This window comes from Pontimicrobium sp. SW4 (assembly GCF_039954625.1).
In the GTDB taxonomy this organism is placed as follows: Bacteria; Bacteroidota; Bacteroidia; order Flavobacteriales; family Flavobacteriaceae; genus Pontimicrobium.
The window spans coordinates 3,007,039-3,026,852 of the sequence record NZ_CP157199.1 but is presented as its reverse complement, the minus strand read 5'-3'; the positions used below and the strand labels follow the sequence as shown (position 1 = coordinate 3,026,852).

The 19,814-nt window shown below is 34.3% G+C and carries 10 protein-coding genes; 8 read left to right on the top strand and 2 right to left on the bottom strand.

Annotated features, from left to right (window positions below; translation table 11 throughout):
- Positions 1 to 45: 45 nt before the first annotated feature.
- Positions 46 to 1,050, bottom strand: a complete 1,005-nt coding sequence (gene recA, locus ABGB03_RS13855) for a recombinase RecA (RefSeq protein WP_347923169.1) — start codon at positions 1,048 to 1,050, stop codon at positions 46 to 48.
- Between the two features lie 328 nt (positions 1,051 to 1,378).
- Between recA and ABGB03_RS13850 the strand changes: the two genes are divergently transcribed.
- The 6 genes from ABGB03_RS13850 (at position 1,379) to ABGB03_RS13825 (ending at position 8,019) form a co-directional block, all read left to right on the top strand.
- Positions 1,379 to 2,446, top strand: a complete 1,068-nt coding sequence (locus ABGB03_RS13850) for a rhodanese-related sulfurtransferase (protein WP_347923168.1) — start codon at positions 1,379 to 1,381, stop codon at positions 2,444 to 2,446.
- A 141-nt stretch (positions 2,447 to 2,587) separates the two neighbouring features.
- Positions 2,588 to 3,748: a regulatory iron-sulfur-containing complex subunit RicT gene (gene ricT, locus ABGB03_RS13845; protein WP_347923167.1), complete on the top strand. Its 1,161-nt coding sequence runs from the start codon at positions 2,588 to 2,590 to the stop codon at positions 3,746 to 3,748.
- Entirely contained in the window at positions 3,738 to 4,232 is a 495-nt protein-coding gene (locus ABGB03_RS13840; protein ID WP_347923166.1) for a gliding motility lipoprotein GldH, read from the top strand. Before ricT ends, ABGB03_RS13840 begins: the two co-directional genes overlap by 11 nt.
- A 3-nt stretch (positions 4,233 to 4,235) precedes the next feature.
- Positions 4,236 to 6,575 (top strand): transglycosylase domain-containing protein, encoded by a 2,340-nt coding sequence (locus ABGB03_RS13835; RefSeq protein ID WP_347923165.1) that lies wholly within the window; start codon positions 4,236 to 4,238, stop codon positions 6,573 to 6,575.
- An 87-nt stretch (positions 6,576 to 6,662) separates the two neighbouring features.
- On the top strand, positions 6,663 to 7,364 hold the full coding sequence (locus ABGB03_RS13830; RefSeq protein ID WP_347923164.1) for a CoA transferase subunit A: 702 nt from the start codon (positions 6,663 to 6,665) through the stop codon (positions 7,362 to 7,364).
- 1 nt (position 7,365) lies between these two features.
- Positions 7,366 to 8,019 (top strand): CoA transferase subunit B, encoded by a 654-nt coding sequence (locus ABGB03_RS13825; protein WP_347923163.1) that lies wholly within the window; start codon positions 7,366 to 7,368, stop codon positions 8,017 to 8,019.
- A 346-nt stretch (positions 8,020 to 8,365) separates the two neighbouring features.
- Here ABGB03_RS13825 and ABGB03_RS13820 read toward each other — a convergent pair whose 3' ends face one another.
- Entirely contained in the window at positions 8,366 to 10,057 is a 1,692-nt protein-coding gene (locus tag ABGB03_RS13820) for an ABC transporter ATP-binding protein (RefSeq protein WP_347923162.1), read from the bottom strand.
- A gap of 201 nt (positions 10,058 to 10,258) precedes the next feature.
- Between ABGB03_RS13820 and ABGB03_RS13815 the strand changes: the two genes are divergently transcribed.
- Together ABGB03_RS13815 and ABGB03_RS13810 are read left to right on the top strand one after the other, a co-directional pair.
- Positions 10,259 to 14,644, top strand: a complete 4,386-nt coding sequence (locus ABGB03_RS13815) for an immunoglobulin-like domain-containing protein (protein WP_347923161.1) — start codon at positions 10,259 to 10,261, stop codon at positions 14,642 to 14,644.
- 118 nt (positions 14,645 to 14,762) lie between these two features.
- Positions 14,763 to 19,772, top strand: a complete 5,010-nt coding sequence (locus ABGB03_RS13810) for an immunoglobulin-like domain-containing protein (protein ID WP_347923160.1) — start codon at positions 14,763 to 14,765, stop codon at positions 19,770 to 19,772.
- Positions 19,773 to 19,814 lie beyond the last annotated feature (42 nt).

The window sequence follows — 19,814 nt, the reverse complement described above, 5'->3', positions numbered from 1 at the left end:
TGCGTTAGTAATATAAAAAAATCCCGATAAGACGGGATTTAAGGGTTATTTATTTTCTGAAATTATTACTTTTATTTTTTCTTCGAGATCATCCATTAAGTCAGGATTATCCTTTAACATGCTTTTTACAGCGTCTCTACCTTGACCAAGCTTTGAATCTTGATAACTAAACCAAGACCCACTTTTCTTTACAATTTCATTTTCTACTGCAATGTCTAATATTTCACCAACTTTAGATATTCCTTCTCCATACATAATATCAAACTCTGCAAGTTTAAACGGAGGAGCAACTTTGTTTTTTACAACTTTGACACGCGTTTTGTTACCTAAAACGTTACCGTCACTACTTTTTATTTGTGTTGATCGTCTAATATCTAATCGCACAGAAGCATAGAATTTAAGAGCATTTCCACCAGTTGTAGTTTCTGGATTACCAAACATAACACCAATCTTTTCTCTTAATTGATTTATAAAAATAACAGTACAATGTGTCTTGCTTATTGAAGCTGTTAGTTTTCGTAATGCTTGTGACATTAAACGAGCATGAAGCCCCATTTTTGAGTCTCCCATCTCTCCTTCAATTTCACTTTTAGGGGTTAATGCAGCAACAGAATCAATTACAACAATATCAATGGCACCTGAACGAATTAAATTATCAGCAATTTCAAGTGCTTGCTCACCATTATCTGGCTGAGAAATAATTAAATTATCAATATCTACACCTAAATTTTGAGCATAAAAACGATCAAAAGCGTGTTCAGCATCAATAAATGCAGCAATTCCTCCAGCTTTTTGAGCTTCTGCAATAGCATGGAGTGTTAATGTTGTTTTACCAGATGATTCTGGACCATATATCTCTATAACGCGACCACGAGGATAACCGCCAACTCCTAAGGCTATATCCAATCCTAGTGAACCAGATGAAATAGCATCAATGTCCACTACAGCTTGATCACTCATTTTCATTACAGTTCCTTTTCCGTAAGCCTTATCTAATTTATCTAATGTAAGCTTCAGTGCTTTTAATTTTGCTTCTTTTTCGTTGCTCATTGCTTCTAATTTTCTTTTCTATTGTATGCTAAAATAATATATCTTTTAGCATCAAACAATTTTATAACGCAACCTTTTAAAAGTTTTTGCATCTACTAAACAGTACTGGGAAATTTTATGCTATGAAAAAGCATTTAGAAGCTCTTTTTTATAAAGAATTTTAAGTGATATTTTGTCTAAGATTTAGATAAAAAATAAATGAACCATTATTAAGTTTTGAAGACACTTTAAATAAAATTTTAAAGTGTTTTTTTATGCTCGAACATTGTCTTTTAATCAAAATCAGTACCTTTGTCAAAATATTCTTTAACCTTAAAATTAGTATAGCATGCAACTGTACAATAAATTAAGCGCAAAAGAAAGAGCAGAATTAATCGAAAAAGCAGGAAAAGATCGATTAACACTCTCTTTTTATCAGTACGCTAAAATTGAAAATCCTCAGGAATTTAGAGATCATTTATTCATCACTTGGAACGCATTAGATGTTTTAGGCAGAATTTATGTTGCTCACGAAGGCATAAATGGTCAATTATCACTACCAGCTGATCAGTTTGAAGCTTTTAAAAATCATTTAGATACAATTGATTTTTTAAGAGGCATTCGTTTAAACATTGCTATAGAACAAGATAATATGTCTTTTTTGAAGCTTAAAGTGAAAGTACGTGAAAAAATTGTTGCTGATGGTCTTAACGATGATACGTTTGATGTAAGAAATAAAGGAATTCATGTTGGCGCCGAACAATTTAATGAACTTATTGAAGCTGAAGATACTATTTTAGTTGATATGAGAAATCATTACGAAAGTGAAATAGGACATTTTAAAAATGCTGTAACGCCAGATGTGGATACTTTTAGAGAATCTTTAGACATTATTGAAGAGGACCTGAAAGCATATAAAGAAGACAAAAATCTAGTAATGTATTGTACAGGAGGTATTCGTTGCGAAAAAGCGAGTGCTTACTTTAAACATAAAGGATTTAAAAATGTATACCAACTTGAAGGAGGTATTATTGAATACACACGTCAAGTAAATGATAAGGGATTAGAAAATAAGTTTATTGGAAACAACTTTGTATTTGATGATCGTAGGGCTGAAAAAATTAGTGACGATATTATTGCACAATGTCACCAATGTGGTAGCCCATTTGATGTGCATACCAATTGCGCAAATGATGCTTGTCACTTACTATTTATTCAATGTGAAAAATGTAAACAAGAGATGAATAATTGCTGTTCAACCAACTGTAAAGATATTCATGCATTGCCTTATGAAGAACAAAAAGCATTGCGTAAAGGACAAGGGAATAGTAATGATATTTTTAAAAAAGGAAGAGCAGATTATCTACCATATAAAAAAGATTTAAGAAACATTTTTGATGTTTTAAAAAAGAAATAGGACTAAAATTAGCCATAAAGAGATGTCAAAAAAAATCTTTGTTTTAAGTCTCTATAATAATCTTATCTTTACCTTTTTAAAGGATTTATGAACTTTCATTCGCAATATATAATTATTAGCGAATTCAATATATAAAAATATATGGCTTGTAACAGTTGCTCAACTGGTAAAGACGGTCAGCCTAAAGGATGCAAGAACAATGGTACTTGCGGTACAGATAGTTGTAACAAACTCACTGTTTTTGACTGGCTTGCAAACATGTCGCTCCCAAATGGAGAAAAACCCTTTAATTGGGTTGAAGTACGTTTTAAAAACGGGAGAAAAGATTATTATAAAAACACTGAAAACTTATCGCTTAGTATTGGAGATGTAGTAGCCACACAAGCACAAGCTGGTCATGACATTGGTATGGTAACACTTGCAGGTGAATTGGTTCGTGTGCAAATGAAGCGTAAAAATATAAATGAAACACCTGAAGAAGTCTTTAAAATATATAGAAAAGCCTCCCAAAGAGATATTGATATTTGGTCTGATGCAAGAGACAAAGAAGAGGCAATGAAAGTTAAGGCGAGACAATTTGCTATTGATTTAAAGTTGCAAATGAAAATTTCTGATATCGAATATCAAGGAGACGCAAGTAAAGCCACATTTTATTATACCGCCGAAGAACGTGTTGATTTTAGAGAACTTATTAAGTTGTTTGCTAAAGAATTTCGTACCAGAATAGAAATGAAGCAAGTAGGTTTTCGTCAAGAAGCTGCAAGGCTTGGAGGTATTGGTTCTTGTGGAAGAGAATTATGCTGCTCTACTTGGCTAACTGATTTCCGTTCAGTAAGTACCTCTTCTGCACGATATCAGCAATTATCTTTAAATCCACAAAAATTAGCAGGACAATGCGGAAAGCTTAAATGCTGTTTAAACTATGAGTTAGACAGTTATTTAGATGCCTTAAAAAGTTTTCCAAAGACTGAGATTAAACTACAAACAGAAAAAGGTGTTGGCGTTTGCCAAAAAACAGATATTTTTAGAGGACATATGTGGTATGCCTATGAAGGTGAGTGGATGAATTGGCATAAACTTACTACTGAGCAAGCTAAGGAAATAATAGAAATTAATTCTAAGAAGAAAAAAGTTGCTAGCCTCGAAGAATATGCACAAGACTTGGTAGAAGACACTAAAACAGATTTTGAAAACGTTGTAGGACAAGATAGTTTAACACGTTTCGATAGTCCAAAACGCTCAAAAAAACGTAGAAATAATAGAAACAGAAACAAAAGAAGACCAAAAAATAATGCGAAATAGATTTTGTGCCTTTTTGGTAATCCTTTGTATTGGGATTACTGCTTGTGATTCTAATCGTGTTTTTGACGAATATAAATCGGTTCCAAACCAATGGCATAAAGATTCTATAGTTGAGTTTTACCTAACACCGCCAGATTCGTTAAAACCATACGATTTATTTGTAAATCTTAGAAATACGAGTGATTATAAATACAGCAATTTATTTTTAATTGTTGAGATGAATTTTCCAAACGGAAAAAGAGTAACAGATACTTTAGAGTACGAGATGACAAAACCAAATGGAGAATTTTTAGGCTCTGGATTTTCTGATGTAAAAGAAAACAAACTTTGGTACAAGGAAGGTGTAGTGTTTGAAGAATCTGGAGATTATCTAGTTAAAATTCAACATGCAATGCGTGAAAACGGACAAATTAAAGGCGTTGAAAACCTTGAAGGCATAACAGATATTGGATTTAGAATAGAAACACCCCAAAACAATAATTAATACATGGCTACAAAAAAGAAAACAGAAAGTGTAAACAACTTTTCAAAATATATTCGTTGGTTCTGGATACTATTTGGAGCTGGAATACTTTGTTTTTTCCTTGTTTTTCAATTAGCAGCTTGGGGCTTTTTTGGTGAAATGCCAGATCACACGCAATTGGAAAACCCAAATACTAATTTAGCTGGAGAAATCATTTCACATGATGGTGAAACACTTGGAAAGTTCTATTTAAGTGATAACAGAACACCAGTTGGTTATGATGAGTTACCACAACACTTAGTGGATGCTTTAATAGCCACTGAGGATGCTAGATATCATAAACATGCAGGCATAGATGCTCGTGGTACTGTTAGAGCATTTGCATATTTAGGAAGAAAGGGAGGCGCTAGTACAATTTCTCAACAATTAGCAAGACAACTCTTTGTTGGAGAACATTCGCAAAGTACATTAGGAAGAATTACACAAAAATTTAAAGAATGGGTTATCGCAATTCGTTTGGAGCGTCAATACACTAAAGAAGAAATTATCGCACAATATTTCAATATTTATGATTTTTTAAATAATGCTGATGGCATACGTTCGGCTGCCAATATTTATTTTGATAAAAAACCACAAGACCTTGATTTAAAAGAATCAGCCATGTTAGTTGGGATGTTTAAAAATGCTTCTTTTTTTAACCCTAGAAGGTTTCCTGAACGAGTAAAAACCAGACGTAATGTTGTATTAGCTCAAATGGCAAAGTATGATTTTATTACTCAAGAAGTTAAGGATTCTTTGCAACAAACAGAATTAGATTTAAAATACACACCACAATCACACACCGATGGTACAGCAACCTACTTTAGAGCGTATTTGCAAGAAGAATTAAAAAAATGGATAAACGATCCAAATAACACAAAACCAGATGGCACTAACTATAGTATCTATAAAGATGGGTTAAAGTTCTACACAACCATAGACTCTAGAATGCAAAAATATGCTGAAGAAGCTGTAGCACAACACATGCCAAGGTTACAAGCAGAATTTTTTCATCAAAATACGCCACAACGAAATAGAACGGCACCATTTTTAGACCTTACACGCGGAGCGATAGATACGTTAATGCGTACTTCTATTAAACGATCTGAGCGTTGGAGACATATGAAATATGACTTAAAAAAACCTGAGGAGGAGATTTATAAGTCATTTGATGAACCTATCGAAATGAGCATTTTTTCTTGGAAAGAAGGTAAATATGCTGAGATAGATACTGTAATGACGCCAATGGATTCTATGCGTTATTACAAACATTTTTTACGTCCAGGAATGATGTCAATGGAGCCACAAACAGGACATGTTCGAGCCTGGGTTGGAGGTATGAATTATCGTCATTTTAAATATGATATGGTAAAACAAGGTAAACGACAAATAGGGTCAACCTTTAAACCTTTTGTCTATGCTGCAGCTATAGACCAATTGCGTTTGTCTCCTTGCGATACCCTACCTAGATCTCAAATTACTATTGAAGCCAATAAATATGGTAACCCAGAACCATGGACACCAAGAAACGACAATGGTGATTATTCGGGATATTTAAACCTTAGGCAATCCTTAGCGAATTCGGTAAATACAGTTACCGCTAGATTAATGAACGATATTGGACCGCAACCAGTTGTAGATTTAGCAAAAAGTTTAGGTATAGAGCAAGAGATTTTACCAGTGCCTTCCATTGCGCTTGGAACACCAGATTTAAGTGTGTATGAAATGGTAGCCGCATATTCTGCGTTTGCAAACAAAGGGGTTTATACAAAGCCTGTAGTGTTGACAAGAATAGAGGATAAAAATGGAACGGTATTATTTCAATTTACGCCAGAAACTAGAGATGTCTTAAGTGAAGAAGTGGCGTATGTAACAGTAAATCTATTAGAAGGCGTTACTCAGGGAGGATCAGGAACAAGGCTACGACATACCTACGGATCAGACCCATCATATAAAGAAATTATTACAGGCTATCCTTATGAGTTTGATAACCCAATTGCTGGTAAAACTGGAACCACACAAAATCAAAGTGATGGATGGTTTATGGGAATGGTGCCAAATTTAGTTACAGGTGTTTGGGTTGGGGCTGAAGATCGCGCTGCACATTTTTCTAGTATTACTTATGGGCAAGGAGCAGCTATGGCATTACCCATTTGGGCTTTGTATATGAAAAGTTGTTATGCAGATGAAACATTAAATGTCTCTAAAGAACCTTTTGAAAAACCAGATGAGTTATCTATTATTCTTGATTGTGATGAATATAAAGAGAATTCAAAGCTTTCTAAGAAAGGCAAGCTCGATGATCCTGAAATAGATTTTTTATAAAACATTATATGAAGTAAATAAAAAAGCCATTCTTTTTAGAATGGCTTTTTTATTTTGTAAATTTCTGTCATAATTAGATTTGTAAAAATGATTAATAAAAAGGTAGATAATGTAGCTCAAGCACTAGAAGGTGTAAAAGACAATATGACTTTGATGCTTGGAGGTTTTGGCTTATCAGGAATCCCTGAAAATGCCATTGCTCAATTAGTGAAATTAGGAGTTAAAGGAGTTACCTGTATTTCAAATAATGCAGGTGTAGATGATTTTGGATTAGGATTATTGCTCCAAAAACATCAAATAAAAAAAATGATTTCTTCTTACGTTGGTGAAAATGATGAGTTTGAACGTCAAATGTTAAGCGGTGAACTAGACGTAGAATTAATACCACAAGGGACTTTAGCAGAACGATGTAGAGCTGCAAAAGCTGGATTCCCTGCTATTTATACTCCAGCAGGATATGGTACTGAGGTAGCGGAAGGTAAAGAAACTAGAGAATTTGATGGGAAAATGTATGTTCTTGAGCATGCTTTTAAAGCTGATTTTGCTTTCGTAAAAGCGTGGAAAGGAGATGAAGCTGGGAACTTGATTTTTAAAGGAACTGCAAGAAATTTTAACCCAAATATGTGTGGAGCTGCAAAAATAACTGTGGCTGAGGTTGAGGAACTTGTTCCAGTGGGAACTTTAGATCCTAACCAAATTCATATTCCTGGAATTTTTGTTAAACGCATTTTTCAAGGAGAGAAATATGAAAAAAGAATAGAGCAACGAACCGTAAGACAAAGAAATTAATATGTTAGATAAAAATGGCATCGCCAAGCGCATTGCAAAAGAAGTGCAAGATGGTTATTATGTAAACTTGGGTATTGGTATTCCAACATTAGTAGCTAATTATGTTAGAGATGATATTGAAGTGGAGTTTCAAAGTGAAAATGGTGTATTAGGAATGGGGCCATTCCCTTTTGAAGGAGAAGAAGATGCAGATATTATTAATGCTGGAAAACAAACTATTACAACCTTACCAGGAGCTAGTTTTTTTGACTCAGCGACAAGTTTTGCAATGATTAGAGGACAGCATGTTGACCTTACTATATTAGGTGCAATGGAAGTTTCGGAAGATGGAGACATTGCTAATTGGAAAATCCCTGGTAGAATGGTAAAAGGTATGGGAGGTGCAATGGATTTAGTGGCAAGTGCCGAAAATATTATTGTGGCTATGATGCATACCAATAAACGTGGAGAATCTAAACTACTTAAAAAATGTTCTTTACCATTAACAGGCGTTGCATGTGTGAAGAAAATTGTCACAAATTTAGCTGTGCTAGAGGTTACTTCTAATGGATTTAAACTGTTAGAGAGAGCTCCAGGAGTTTCGGTAGAAGACATTAAAAATGCAACTGAAGGAACTTTAATTGTTGAAGGAAATATTCCAGAAATGAGTATTTAATTTAATTAAGAGATGAGCTCTTAAATTTATTTACTTCAAAAAATGAATCTCTTAGAAAAAACCTCGTGTTTATAGATTGTTTAAATAATAAATGTTAAAGTATTGTGCATTTCATCGATTTATTATGTTTTTAAACCGATTATTTAAATAATTGTTTCATATTAGCAGTCCCAAACAAACCAAATTAAATAACAGATTTGCCCCAAATCTACCATGAATTTAGCTTATGAATATTGCCCCAAATCTACCAGAACCTACTTATAGATTTAAGAATATTTTTATTAGCATTCAAAACACAAAAAGACTCCTTAAGAGTCTTTTGCGTTTGTTTAAAAAATTATTCATGCTATAATCCTTTTGGAATAGCGTCTATAAGAGTTTTAGTGTACTCTTTTTTTGGATTGTCGTATATACTATCGGCTTCCCCTAACTCTTCTATTCTTCCTTGATTCATCACTAAAAGTTGATCGCTCATATATTTTACAACCGCTAAGTCATGCGATATAAAAATATAGGTAAACCCAAATTTATCTTTTAGCTCATTTAATAAATTAAGTACTTGAGCTTGTACAGAAATGTCTAAAGCCGAAACAGATTCGTCACAAACAATAAGTTTTGGTTGTAAAGCTATGGTTCTTGCAATACCAATTCGTTGTCGTTGACCACCAGAAAATTCATGTGGGTATCTATTAAAATATTCAGTTGGCAAACCAACGCGTTTAAGTAGTTCTAATACTTTTTCTTTTCGTTCTTTTTCTGATTTATACAAACCGTGAACTTTCATAGGCTCCATAATAGCATTCCCAACAGATATTCTTGGGTTTAATGATGCATAAGGGTCTTGAAATATTATTTGGATATCTTTTCTAAGTGTTCTTAATTCTTTTTTTGAAAGCTCTGTAATATCTATTCCATTGTAGAAAATACGGCCTGAACTTACTTTATGTAATTGTAAAATGGCATTTCCTAAGGTGGATTTTCCACACCCAGATTCACCAACAAGACCAAGTATTTCACCTTCATAAACCTTAAAACTAACATCATCAACAGCTTTAAAAACTGATGACTTTCCGAAAAATCCATGTTTGGTTAGATATTCTTTACTCACATTTTTCACTTCCAATAGAGGCTGTTTAGAGTAAAGTGTTTTATGTACTTCTTCCCTTTCTTCAGATGAAATAATAGTGTCTAAAATGTTTTTATTCATATAATCATTAATGGTAGGAAGTCGCTTTAGCCTTACATTTAATGATGGTTTGGAGTTAATTAATGCTTTTGTATATATATGTTGTGGGTTTTTAAAAATAGTTTCAGAAGATCCTTGCTCAACGATTTCCCCTTGATACATAACCAAGACACGATTTGCTATTTCAGACACTAACGATAGGTCATGTGAAATAAATATAATGCTCATTTTAAATCTCTTTTGAAGATCTTTGAGTAATAAAATAATCTCCCTTTGAACAGTAACATCTAATGCTGTCGTTGGCTCGTCGGCTATCAATAATTTAGGCTTACATGCAATTGCCATAGCAATCATTACCCTCTGTTTTTGCCCTCCAGAAATTTCGTGTGGATACTTACTAAAAACGATGCTTGGGTTTGACAGTTTTACATTTTCAAATAGTTCTAAAACGTAATTTTTAGCTTCATTTTTTGCTAGTTTTGTATGCTTTAATAATACCTCAAGGACTTGCTTCCCACAAGTCATAGAAGGATTTAAAGAACTCATAGGTTCTTGAAAAATCATGGCAATATCATTGCCTCGTAATAATTCAAAGCTTTTATCATCTAAGACTGTTAGATCTTTACCTTCAAAAATTATTTCTCCATTATTTATAATACAATTTTGTTTTGGAAGGAGCCCTGCAATAGCTAAAGATGATATAGATTTACCACTTCCAGACTCTCCTACAATTCCTAATATTTCGTTTGGAAATAGATTATAAGAAATACCTTTAATCACTTTAGAAGAAACTGAATTATTGGTAAACGAAATTTCAAGATTTTTAACAGAAAGCAGTTCTTTTTTAGCCATGCTTAAAAGTATAAAAAATAATTGCTTTTAGTTAGTAATTAACAATTGATAAGACTTTTCCTTATCTATTTTACGGGAAAACCATAAATAGAAAGAAAGTTGGATTTATTTATTAACAAAAGACATACAATTGTTAAAGAGTTACTAAAATTTTACTACTTTCAAAAGAATGTTAATCCCTTTTTAAACAATTTATTTAATATGAAAAAAACACTACTACTGCTCATTTTATGCATGAGTACTACATTAATTTTTGGTCAAAGCAAGTCGTTTTGGCAAAAAGAAACTCCAGCTAGTAACTCAAGAGTAATGGAGTCTAAAAAATCATTACCAATGTTGCAAACATATAGTTTGGACTTGAAGGAAATGAAGCATGCTTTAAAAAACGCACCACTTAGAGGAAGTTTTTCAGGTCAATCCAATTTAGTTATTGCTTTTCCTAACCACGAAGGAGTTTTGGAACATTATAGAGTTATTGAGGCTCCAGTGATGGATCCTAAATTAAGTTTAAAGTACCCAGGAATTAAATCTTATGCAGGTCAAGGAGTTGAAGACCCTTCGGCTAGAATTCGTTTTAGTGTTTCGCCTTCAGGATTACAAAGTATGCGACTATCTTCAAATAGTGAGGCTGCATTTATTGAACCAATAACAGAGGATTTTTCTCAATATACAGTTTATAAAAGAAGTGATAAAACAGCAGACTTTGATGATTTTGCATGTGAAGTAACATCTAAAGCTAGTAAAATTATGTCTGGAAATAGTGCTTTAAGAAATGCTGATGATGGTGTTTTAAGAACTTATAGATTAGCAGTATCTGCTACGGGAGAGTATACTCAATATCATGGAGGCACAAAGGCTCAAGCATTAGCAGCAATTAATACAACTATGACAAGAGTTAATGGCATTTTTGAGACAGATTTTAATGTAACAATGGTTTTAATTGCAAATACTGATGATGTAATTTATACGAGTACTAGTAGTGATCCATATGGAAATACAACTTCTGGATATAATAGTGCGCTTCAAAGTACTTTAACAAGTGTGATAGGAGAATCAAATTATGATATAGGCCATTTATTTGCGAACCTTCAAAATAATGGAAATGCAGGATGTATAGGTTGTGTTTGTGTAAATGGGCAAAAAGGGAGTGGATGGACTTCGGCTACTGTTCCAATTGGAGATTTCTTTGATGTAGACTATGTGGCTCATGAAATGGGGCATCAATTTGGAGCTAATCACACATGGACACATGGAGGTAATGAAGGTACGAATGTTCAAATGGAACCAGGGAGTGGTTCAACTATTATGAGTTATGCTGGTATAACTGGTGCAACAGATGTGCAAGCTAATGTTCATCCTAATTTTCATGCAGCATCGATAGAACAGGTGACAGATTATGTGAAATCTACTAGCTGCCAGACGAATACACCTACTGGTAATTCAGTTCCAACAGCAGATGCTGGAGCTAATTATACTATTCCAAAGGGGACACCTTTTGTATTAAGTGGAGCAGGTACTGACGCAGATACAGGTAATGTACTTACTTATAGTTGGGAGCAAATGGACGAGAATAATGCGTCAAGCACTTATCCAAGCGTAACAGCCACAACAGGAGTTGCCTTTAGAGCATATGAGCCAACAACTAATACTAATAGATACTTCCCAAGATTAGAAACAATAAAAACAGGAGCGACATCATGGCAATGGGAAGCAGTACCTAATGCTGCTAGAAACCTAAATTTTAGACTAACGGTAAGAGATAATGTTGCTGGAGGAGGAGCGAATAATAGTGATGATATGATTGTTACTGTAAATGGGACAGCTGGACCGTTTTTGGTAAGCGCTCCAAATACAAATGTTACTTGGAACGTAGGAACAACCCAAACTGTAACTTGGGATGTTGCAGGAACTACAGGCAATGGAGTTAATGCTGCAAGTGTAGATATTTATCTTTCAACAGATGGAGGTGATACATATACAACTTCTTTAGCATCTGGAGTTCCAAATGATGGATCTCATGATATTTTGGTGCCAAATAATGTGGGGACACAAAATCGAATTATGGTTAAGGGAACTAATAATATTTTCTTTGATATTTCTAATACTAACTTTACAATTGAAGGACAAGTAGTATGTAATGCAACAACTCCAACAGGTTTGACTGCATCTAATATTGGAATAAATACAGCTACTTTAAGTTGGGATGCAGTTGCAGGAGCTTCTTTCGATTTGGACTATAGACAAGCAGGAGCAGGTTCTTGGACTACTATTTCTGTTAATGGTATTTCAGAAGTATTATCATCTTTAAGCCCACTAACGGAATATGAAGCACGGGTTAGAAGTAAATGTCCAGACACGTCTACATCTACATATAGTGCGATTATTAATTTTACAACGACTGATGTACAGTTAAACTATTGCGATTCGGCAAGTACTAATATAAGTGATGAGTATATAGGCAGAGTCCAATTAAATACTATAGATAATGCTTCTGGAGGTCAATTTTATACTGATTTTACTAACATATCAACCACTTTAACTAAAGACAGTCAATATACAATTACTGTAACACCAACTTGGACAGGAACTGTTTACAGTGAAGGATATTCAGTTTGGATTGATTATAATAGAGATGGAGATTTTGCTGATGCAGGGGAGCAAGTATGGACACAATCAGCAACAAAGAACACACCAGTTAGTGGGAGTTTTACAGTACCATCTTCGGCAGTTGAAAATACTACAACGATGAGGGTGTCCATGAAGTATAATGGAATTCCAACATCTTGTGAAACATTCACTTATGGCGAAGTTGAAGACTATACCATTATTATAGAAGCATCTACACCAGATACTACGGTACCTGTAATTACTATAAATGGTGCTTCAATAATGAATTTAATAGTTGGTGATACATACACAGAACAAGGAGCTACGGCAATTGATAATATTGATGGAGATTTAACCTCAAGTATAGTGGTTGGAGGAGATACTGTTGATACAAATACGGTTGGTACTTATGTTGTAACATACAATGTGAGTGACGCAGCAGGAAATGCTGCGGCAGAAGTAACACGAACAGTTAATGTTGGACCAGACACAATAGCGCCAGTAATTACTTTAAATGGAGACTCTACAATTAACATTAATATAGGAGGTGTATACACAGAGCAAGGAGCTATGGCTACAGACAATGTTGATGGTGATATTTCAGCTAGTATTGTAATAGGAGGAGATATAGTTGACACGAATACAGCAGGGACTTATGTAATTACTTATAATGTAAGTGACTCAGCTGGTAACGCAGCAACAGAAGTAACTAGAACTATTGTTGTTGCTCCAGATACTACTGCACCAGTAATTACCTTAAATGGGGCTTCTACAATTAATCTTAATTTGGGAGACACATATACGGAACAAGGAGCTACTGCTACTGATGATGTAGATGGAGACTTAACGGCTAGTATAGTAGTTGGAGGAGACACTGTTGATACGAATACTGCAGGAACATATGTAATAACCTATAATGTGAGCGATGCTGCTGGTAATGCTGCTACTGAAATTACTAGATCAGTAATTATAGCACCAGACACCACAGCGCCAGTAATTACTTTAAATGGCGCATTAACAATAGATTTGACAGTTGGAGATGTATATACAGAACAAGGAGCCACTGCAATAGACAATGTTGATGGAGATTTAACCTCAAGTATAGTAATAGGTGGAGATACTGTTGATACTAATACTGTTGGTACATATCTTGTAACTTATAACGTGAGTGATACCGCAGGAAATATAGCTTCTCAAGTTGTTAGAACAATTAATGTTAATCCAGTTGTAAGTGATGTTGTTTTAAATCAAGGATTCTTTGAGACAGGTTGGGATGGATGGACTGATGGTGGAAGTGATTGTGCGAGAGTATCGGATGCAGCTCGTTCTTATGAAGGAAATTATTCAATTAGAATTAGAGATAACTCTGGGACTGCATCTGCAATGACTTTATCTAATGTAGATGTAACACCATTCTCTCAAGTTGAAGTAGATTTCTATTTCTATGTACAAAGCATGGAAAATAATGAGGATTTTTGGTTGAGGTATTATAATGGTTCTAGCTGGACAACTGTTGCCACATGGACTAGAGGAATTAATATTAATAATAATACCTTCTACAATGCAACAATTACTTTAACAGCTGCGCAATATAATTTTGCTGTTAACTCTGGATTTAGATTCCAAAATGATGCATCAGGAAATAATGATCAAATATTTATTGACCAAGTAACTATTACTGGAACAAATTCTGCAAAGGGTGTTAATAATAATTTAGTTGTTGTTGGTAACGGTCAAACCGAAAGAGGAGGTTTTGAAGAAGATTTTAAAATGTATCCTAACCCAGTAAAAGATGTACTTAATATTCAATTGCCTGAAGGAAAGATGTTTACTTATGCTATTAGAAATATGTTAGGACAAACAGTAATGAAAGGTAATTCCGATGGAAAAATAAATGTTACTAATATTAGATCTGGAATGTATTTAATTGAAGTGAATGATGGAGAAGAGAAAATGACTAGAAAGTTTATTAAAGAATAATATTTGCTTGATTTTAAATTTAAAAGCCTAGATTAAAAATCTGGGCTTTTATTTACTTTAATTGATTTAAAAGACTATTTTTAACTTATCCCTCTTAACTAATTATATAACTTGAAGTATGAAAAAACTATTACTATTAGTGCTAATTCTGAGCACTACATTTACTTTTTCACAAAGTAAAGATTTAAAAAAAGCCGAAGCCTTCATAAAAGCTAAAGGTGAAATTACATTTACATTTAAGATTAACAACTTAGACGACTTAAATGATATTACACGACAATTATCGATTGTGAATTTTGATAAAAAAACGAAAACTGTAAAAGTTTGGGCTAATGAAAGTCAATTCAACAAGTTTTTAAGTCGAAATATTCCTTTTAAAGTCGAAACTTCAGATAATACCGCAAAGGCTGAAGAATTGCAAATGACAAGTTCTGCTAATAGTAGAGCTTCAAACCTAACATTTCCATTAACAGCTTATCCAACTTATGCAGATTATGCGCTACAAATGGCAAATTTTGCAGCAGATAACCCATCCATATGTCAGTTAGTTGATATTGGAGGAACAGGAGAAGGTGTTTCAGGAGGAGACAAAAGATTGTTGTTCATAAAACTCTCAGACAATATTGGAGTTTCAGAAAATGAGCCTAAATTAATGTATACATCTTCTATGCATGGTGATGAAATTGCTGGATTCCCAATGATGTTAAATTTGATAGACTATTTCATTACAGCCTATAATAATGTATCACATGCAGATCATACAAGGGTTAAAAACCTAATAGATAATTCTGAAATCTGGATAAATCCAATGGCAAATCCAGATGGGACCTATTATAATAGTCCATCAAATACTTCTGTTGCAAATGCTAGAAGAGGAAATGTAAATGGATTTGATTTAAATAGAAATTATCCTGATAATATAGCTGGTCCACATGATGATGGAAATGCATATCAAGTAGAGACTTTAGCTTTTATGAATCTTGCAGACAACAATCATTTTGTCTTATCTGCAAATTTTCATGGTGGTATTGAATTAGTTAATTATCCTTGGGACAATACACTAGATAGGCATCCAGATGATGATTGGTTTATGCATGTAAGTAGAGAATATGCTACCAATGCTCAAAATAATAGCCCTTCAGGTTATATGGATGATCGAAATAATGGTATTACTCATGGAGCAGATTGGTATTTAGTTTATGGTGGTCGTCAAGATTATATGAATTTTTATCAACAAACAAAAGAAGTTACAATTGAGCTATCTAATACAAAATTACCAGCTGCAAGTCAATTAGTAAACTATTGGAATTATAATAAAGAAGCTTTAATAGATTATTTAGTACAAGGGACTTATGGTTTTTCAGGAGTTGTTAAAGATGCCGTTACAAGCAATCCAATTGAGGCTACAATAAAAATAGCTAATCATGATGCTTTAGGCTCTTGGACAAAAACAACATTGCCGCATGGAGGCTATTTTAGACCAATAAAAGCAGGGACTTATGATATAGTTTTTGAAGCGCCTTGCTATCAGTCTTTTACGCTTACCGGACAAACAATTTCAGATTATCAGGGGGTTAATTTACCAGATGTAACATTGACACCTATTGGAGTAACCTCGCCTACAGGAGTAGCTGCTGCTAATTTAGGAACTAATACAGCAACAATTAATTGGGATGATCTAGGGGCTACTTACGATTTAAGGTATAAAGAAGTAGCTTCAAGTACTTGGATTGATGTTTTAAACATAAGCTCTAATACACAAGGTTTATCAGGCTTATTACCAACTACTCAATATGAAGTACAAGTTAGAAGTAAGTGTGCTGGTAATACTTCACCTTATAGTACATCTGTCAATTTCACAACATCAGATGTAGCTCCAGTTAACTATTGTGATTCGAGTGGAAATACATCGTATCAAACTGGAATTACGCGAGTGATATTTGGAGCAATTGATAATATTGACGGTCCATCAAAAAATGTTGGATATGAAGACTTTACTAACCTTAGTACAACAGTCACTCATTCGTCATCTGAAAATCTCACAGTATATGTTAACACAGATGGAAATTATAGGGTTGATACATTTGTTTGGATTGATTGGAATCAAAATGGAGATTTCACAGATAGTGGGGAAGCTTATGACTTAGGAAACATAAGTAATGTGTCTAACGGAGCTATGCCAACTTTGTCAATTTCTATTCCTGCAAATGCAGAAACTGGAAGCACTAGAATGAGAGTTTCAACTAGATACAATAATAACCCTACTTCTTGTCAAACTAATTTTGACGGAGAAGTTGAAGACTATACTGTAACTGTTCAAAGTTTGGTAGACACTACAGCACCAGTAATCGCCTTAGTAGGGTCGTCACCAGTTAATTTAAATGTGGGAGATACTTATACAGAAGAAGGCGCAACGGCGAATGACAATAAAGATGGAGATATCACGGCAAACATAGTTGTTGGAGGCGATGTAGTAGATACAAATATAGCAGGAACTTATATCGTTACTTATAATGTGAGTGATGCAGCAGGCAATGCAGCAACGGAAGTAACAAGAACAGTCAATGTTGTACCAGATACTACAGCACCAGTAATTACCTTAGTAGGATTATCACCAGTTAATTTAAATGTGGGAGATACTTATACAGAAGAAGGCGCAACAGCGAATGACAATAAAGATGGAGATATTACTGCAAATATTGTTGTAGGTGGCGACACTGTTGACACCAATATAGCAGGAACCTATATCGTTACTTATAATGTGAGTGATGCAGCAGGAAATGCAGCAACGGAAGTAACCAGAACAGTCAATGTTGTACCAGATACTACAGTACCAGTAATTACTTTGATAGGATCATCAACGATAGATTTGAATGTAGGAGATGTGTACACCGAACAAGGAGCTACAGCTAGTGATAATAAAGATGGAAATATTACTGCAAATATTGTTGTAGGTGGCGACACTGTTGACACAAATACAGCAGGAGCTTATATAGTAACTTATAATGTGAGCGATGCAGCAGGTAATGCAGCAACAGAAGTAACAAGAACAGTAAATGTTGTACCAGATACTACGGCACCAGTAATTACATTGGTAGGTTCGTCGCCAGTTAATTTAAATGTGGGAGATACTTATACAGAAGAGGGAGCAACAGCGAATGATAATAAAGATGGAGATATTACAGCAAATATTGTTGTAGGTGGCGACACTGTTGACGCAAATACGGCAGGAGCTTATGTAGTAACTTATAATGTGAGCGATGCAGCAGGTAATGCAGCAACAGAAGTAATAAGAATAGTAAATGTTGTACAAGACACTACGGTACCAGTAATTACATTGAATGGTGCCTCTACAATGAACCTTAATTTAGGCGATACTTATACAGAACAAGGAGCCACGGCTACCGATAATATAGATGGAGATATCACAGCAAACATAGTTGTTGGAGGCCCAGCGGTAAATGTTAATTTAGCAGGAACTTATATAGTTACATATAATGTAAGTGATGCTGCAGGAAATGCGGCAGCAGAAGTAACAAGAGCTGTTATAGTAGCACCAGATACAACTGTACCAGTAATTATATTAAATGGTTCTTCTACAATTAACCTTAGCATTGGAGACAATTATATAGAACAAGGAGCAACGGCTACCGATAACATTGATGGAGATATTACAGCTAATATTATAGTTGCAGGAGCAACAGTAAACACAAATATTGCAGGAACCTACATAATAACCTATAACGTGAGTGATGCTGCAGGAAATGCTGCAGCTCAAGTAACTAGAACAGTTATAGTTTCGGAGCCAATAATAGGTTGTTCTGGAGGAATTTCTTCATTCCCTTATAACGAAGGCTTTGAAAATACGTTAGGAGCATGGACACAATCTTCTTCTGATGATTTAGATTGGATCGTAGATGCTAGTGGTACACCATCAAATAATACAGGACCTTCTAGTGCAGTACAAGGGAGTTATTACATTTATGTTGAAGCTTCTGGAAATAATACAGGATATCCAAATAAAAGAGCAATTTTAAATTCTCCTTGTTTTGATTTAAGTGCATTAACAGAAGCAACGTTTAGCTTTAAATACCATATGTTTGGTGATGCAGATATGGGAACTATTGATCTTGAAATAAGTAATGACGAAGGAAGTACTTGGACAAGTATTTGGAGTGAATCTGGAAACAAAGGAGACTCATGGCAAACGGCTAATGTGGATATTTCCGCCTATACTGGAGGAGGTGTTCAACTGCGACTTAACAGATTTGTAGGTAGTACTTGGAAAGCTGATATAGCTATTGACGATGTTAGTTTAGTTGAAGGAGGCATAGTAGTAACACCATGTTCAGGAGGTATTACATCATATCCTTATACCGAAGGATTTGAGAATACTTTAGGTGCATGGACACAATCCACATCAGATGATATTAACTGGACAGTAGATGCAAATGGCACGCCTTCGAATAACACTGGCCCTTCTAGTGCAGTTCAAGGTAGCTATTATATTTATGTTGAAGCTTCTGGTAATGCGACTCCAAGTAAGCAAGCCATTATCAATTCTCCTTGTTTTGATTTAAGCGGACAATCTTCAGCAACATTTAGTTTTAATTACCATATGTCTGGTTCATCAGATATGGGAAGTATTGTGTTAGAGGCTAGTGTAGATAATGGAGTCACTTGGACAAGCATTTGGAGTGAATCTGGAAACAAAGGAAATTCTTGGCTAACTGCTAATGTTAATCTTTCAGCTTATGTTGGAGGAAGTGTTCAGTTACGATTTAACAGAGTAACAGGAGGCACTTGGCAGGCAGATATTGCTATCGATAATGTAAATTTAAATGCAACATCTTCAGCTGCTAGAACCAATACTACAGTAAGAAACTCTAAAAACAGTAGTGATGGTTTAATTAAATTATATCCTAATCCGGTGAAAGGAAACAATTTAAATGTAATAACTACTCTTAAAGATGTGTCTTATGAGGTTTATAATATGCTTGGACAGATTGTATCTAAAGGAAAAGTAACTAATAATAAAGTAGATGTAAGTAATTTAGAATCTGCTGTTTATCAAGTTAAATTCACTGCTGAATCTAAAGTGTATACTAAGCGATTTATTAAAGAATAAACATCTATAATAAATCCAAAAAATAGAAGTCCTGATTAGATA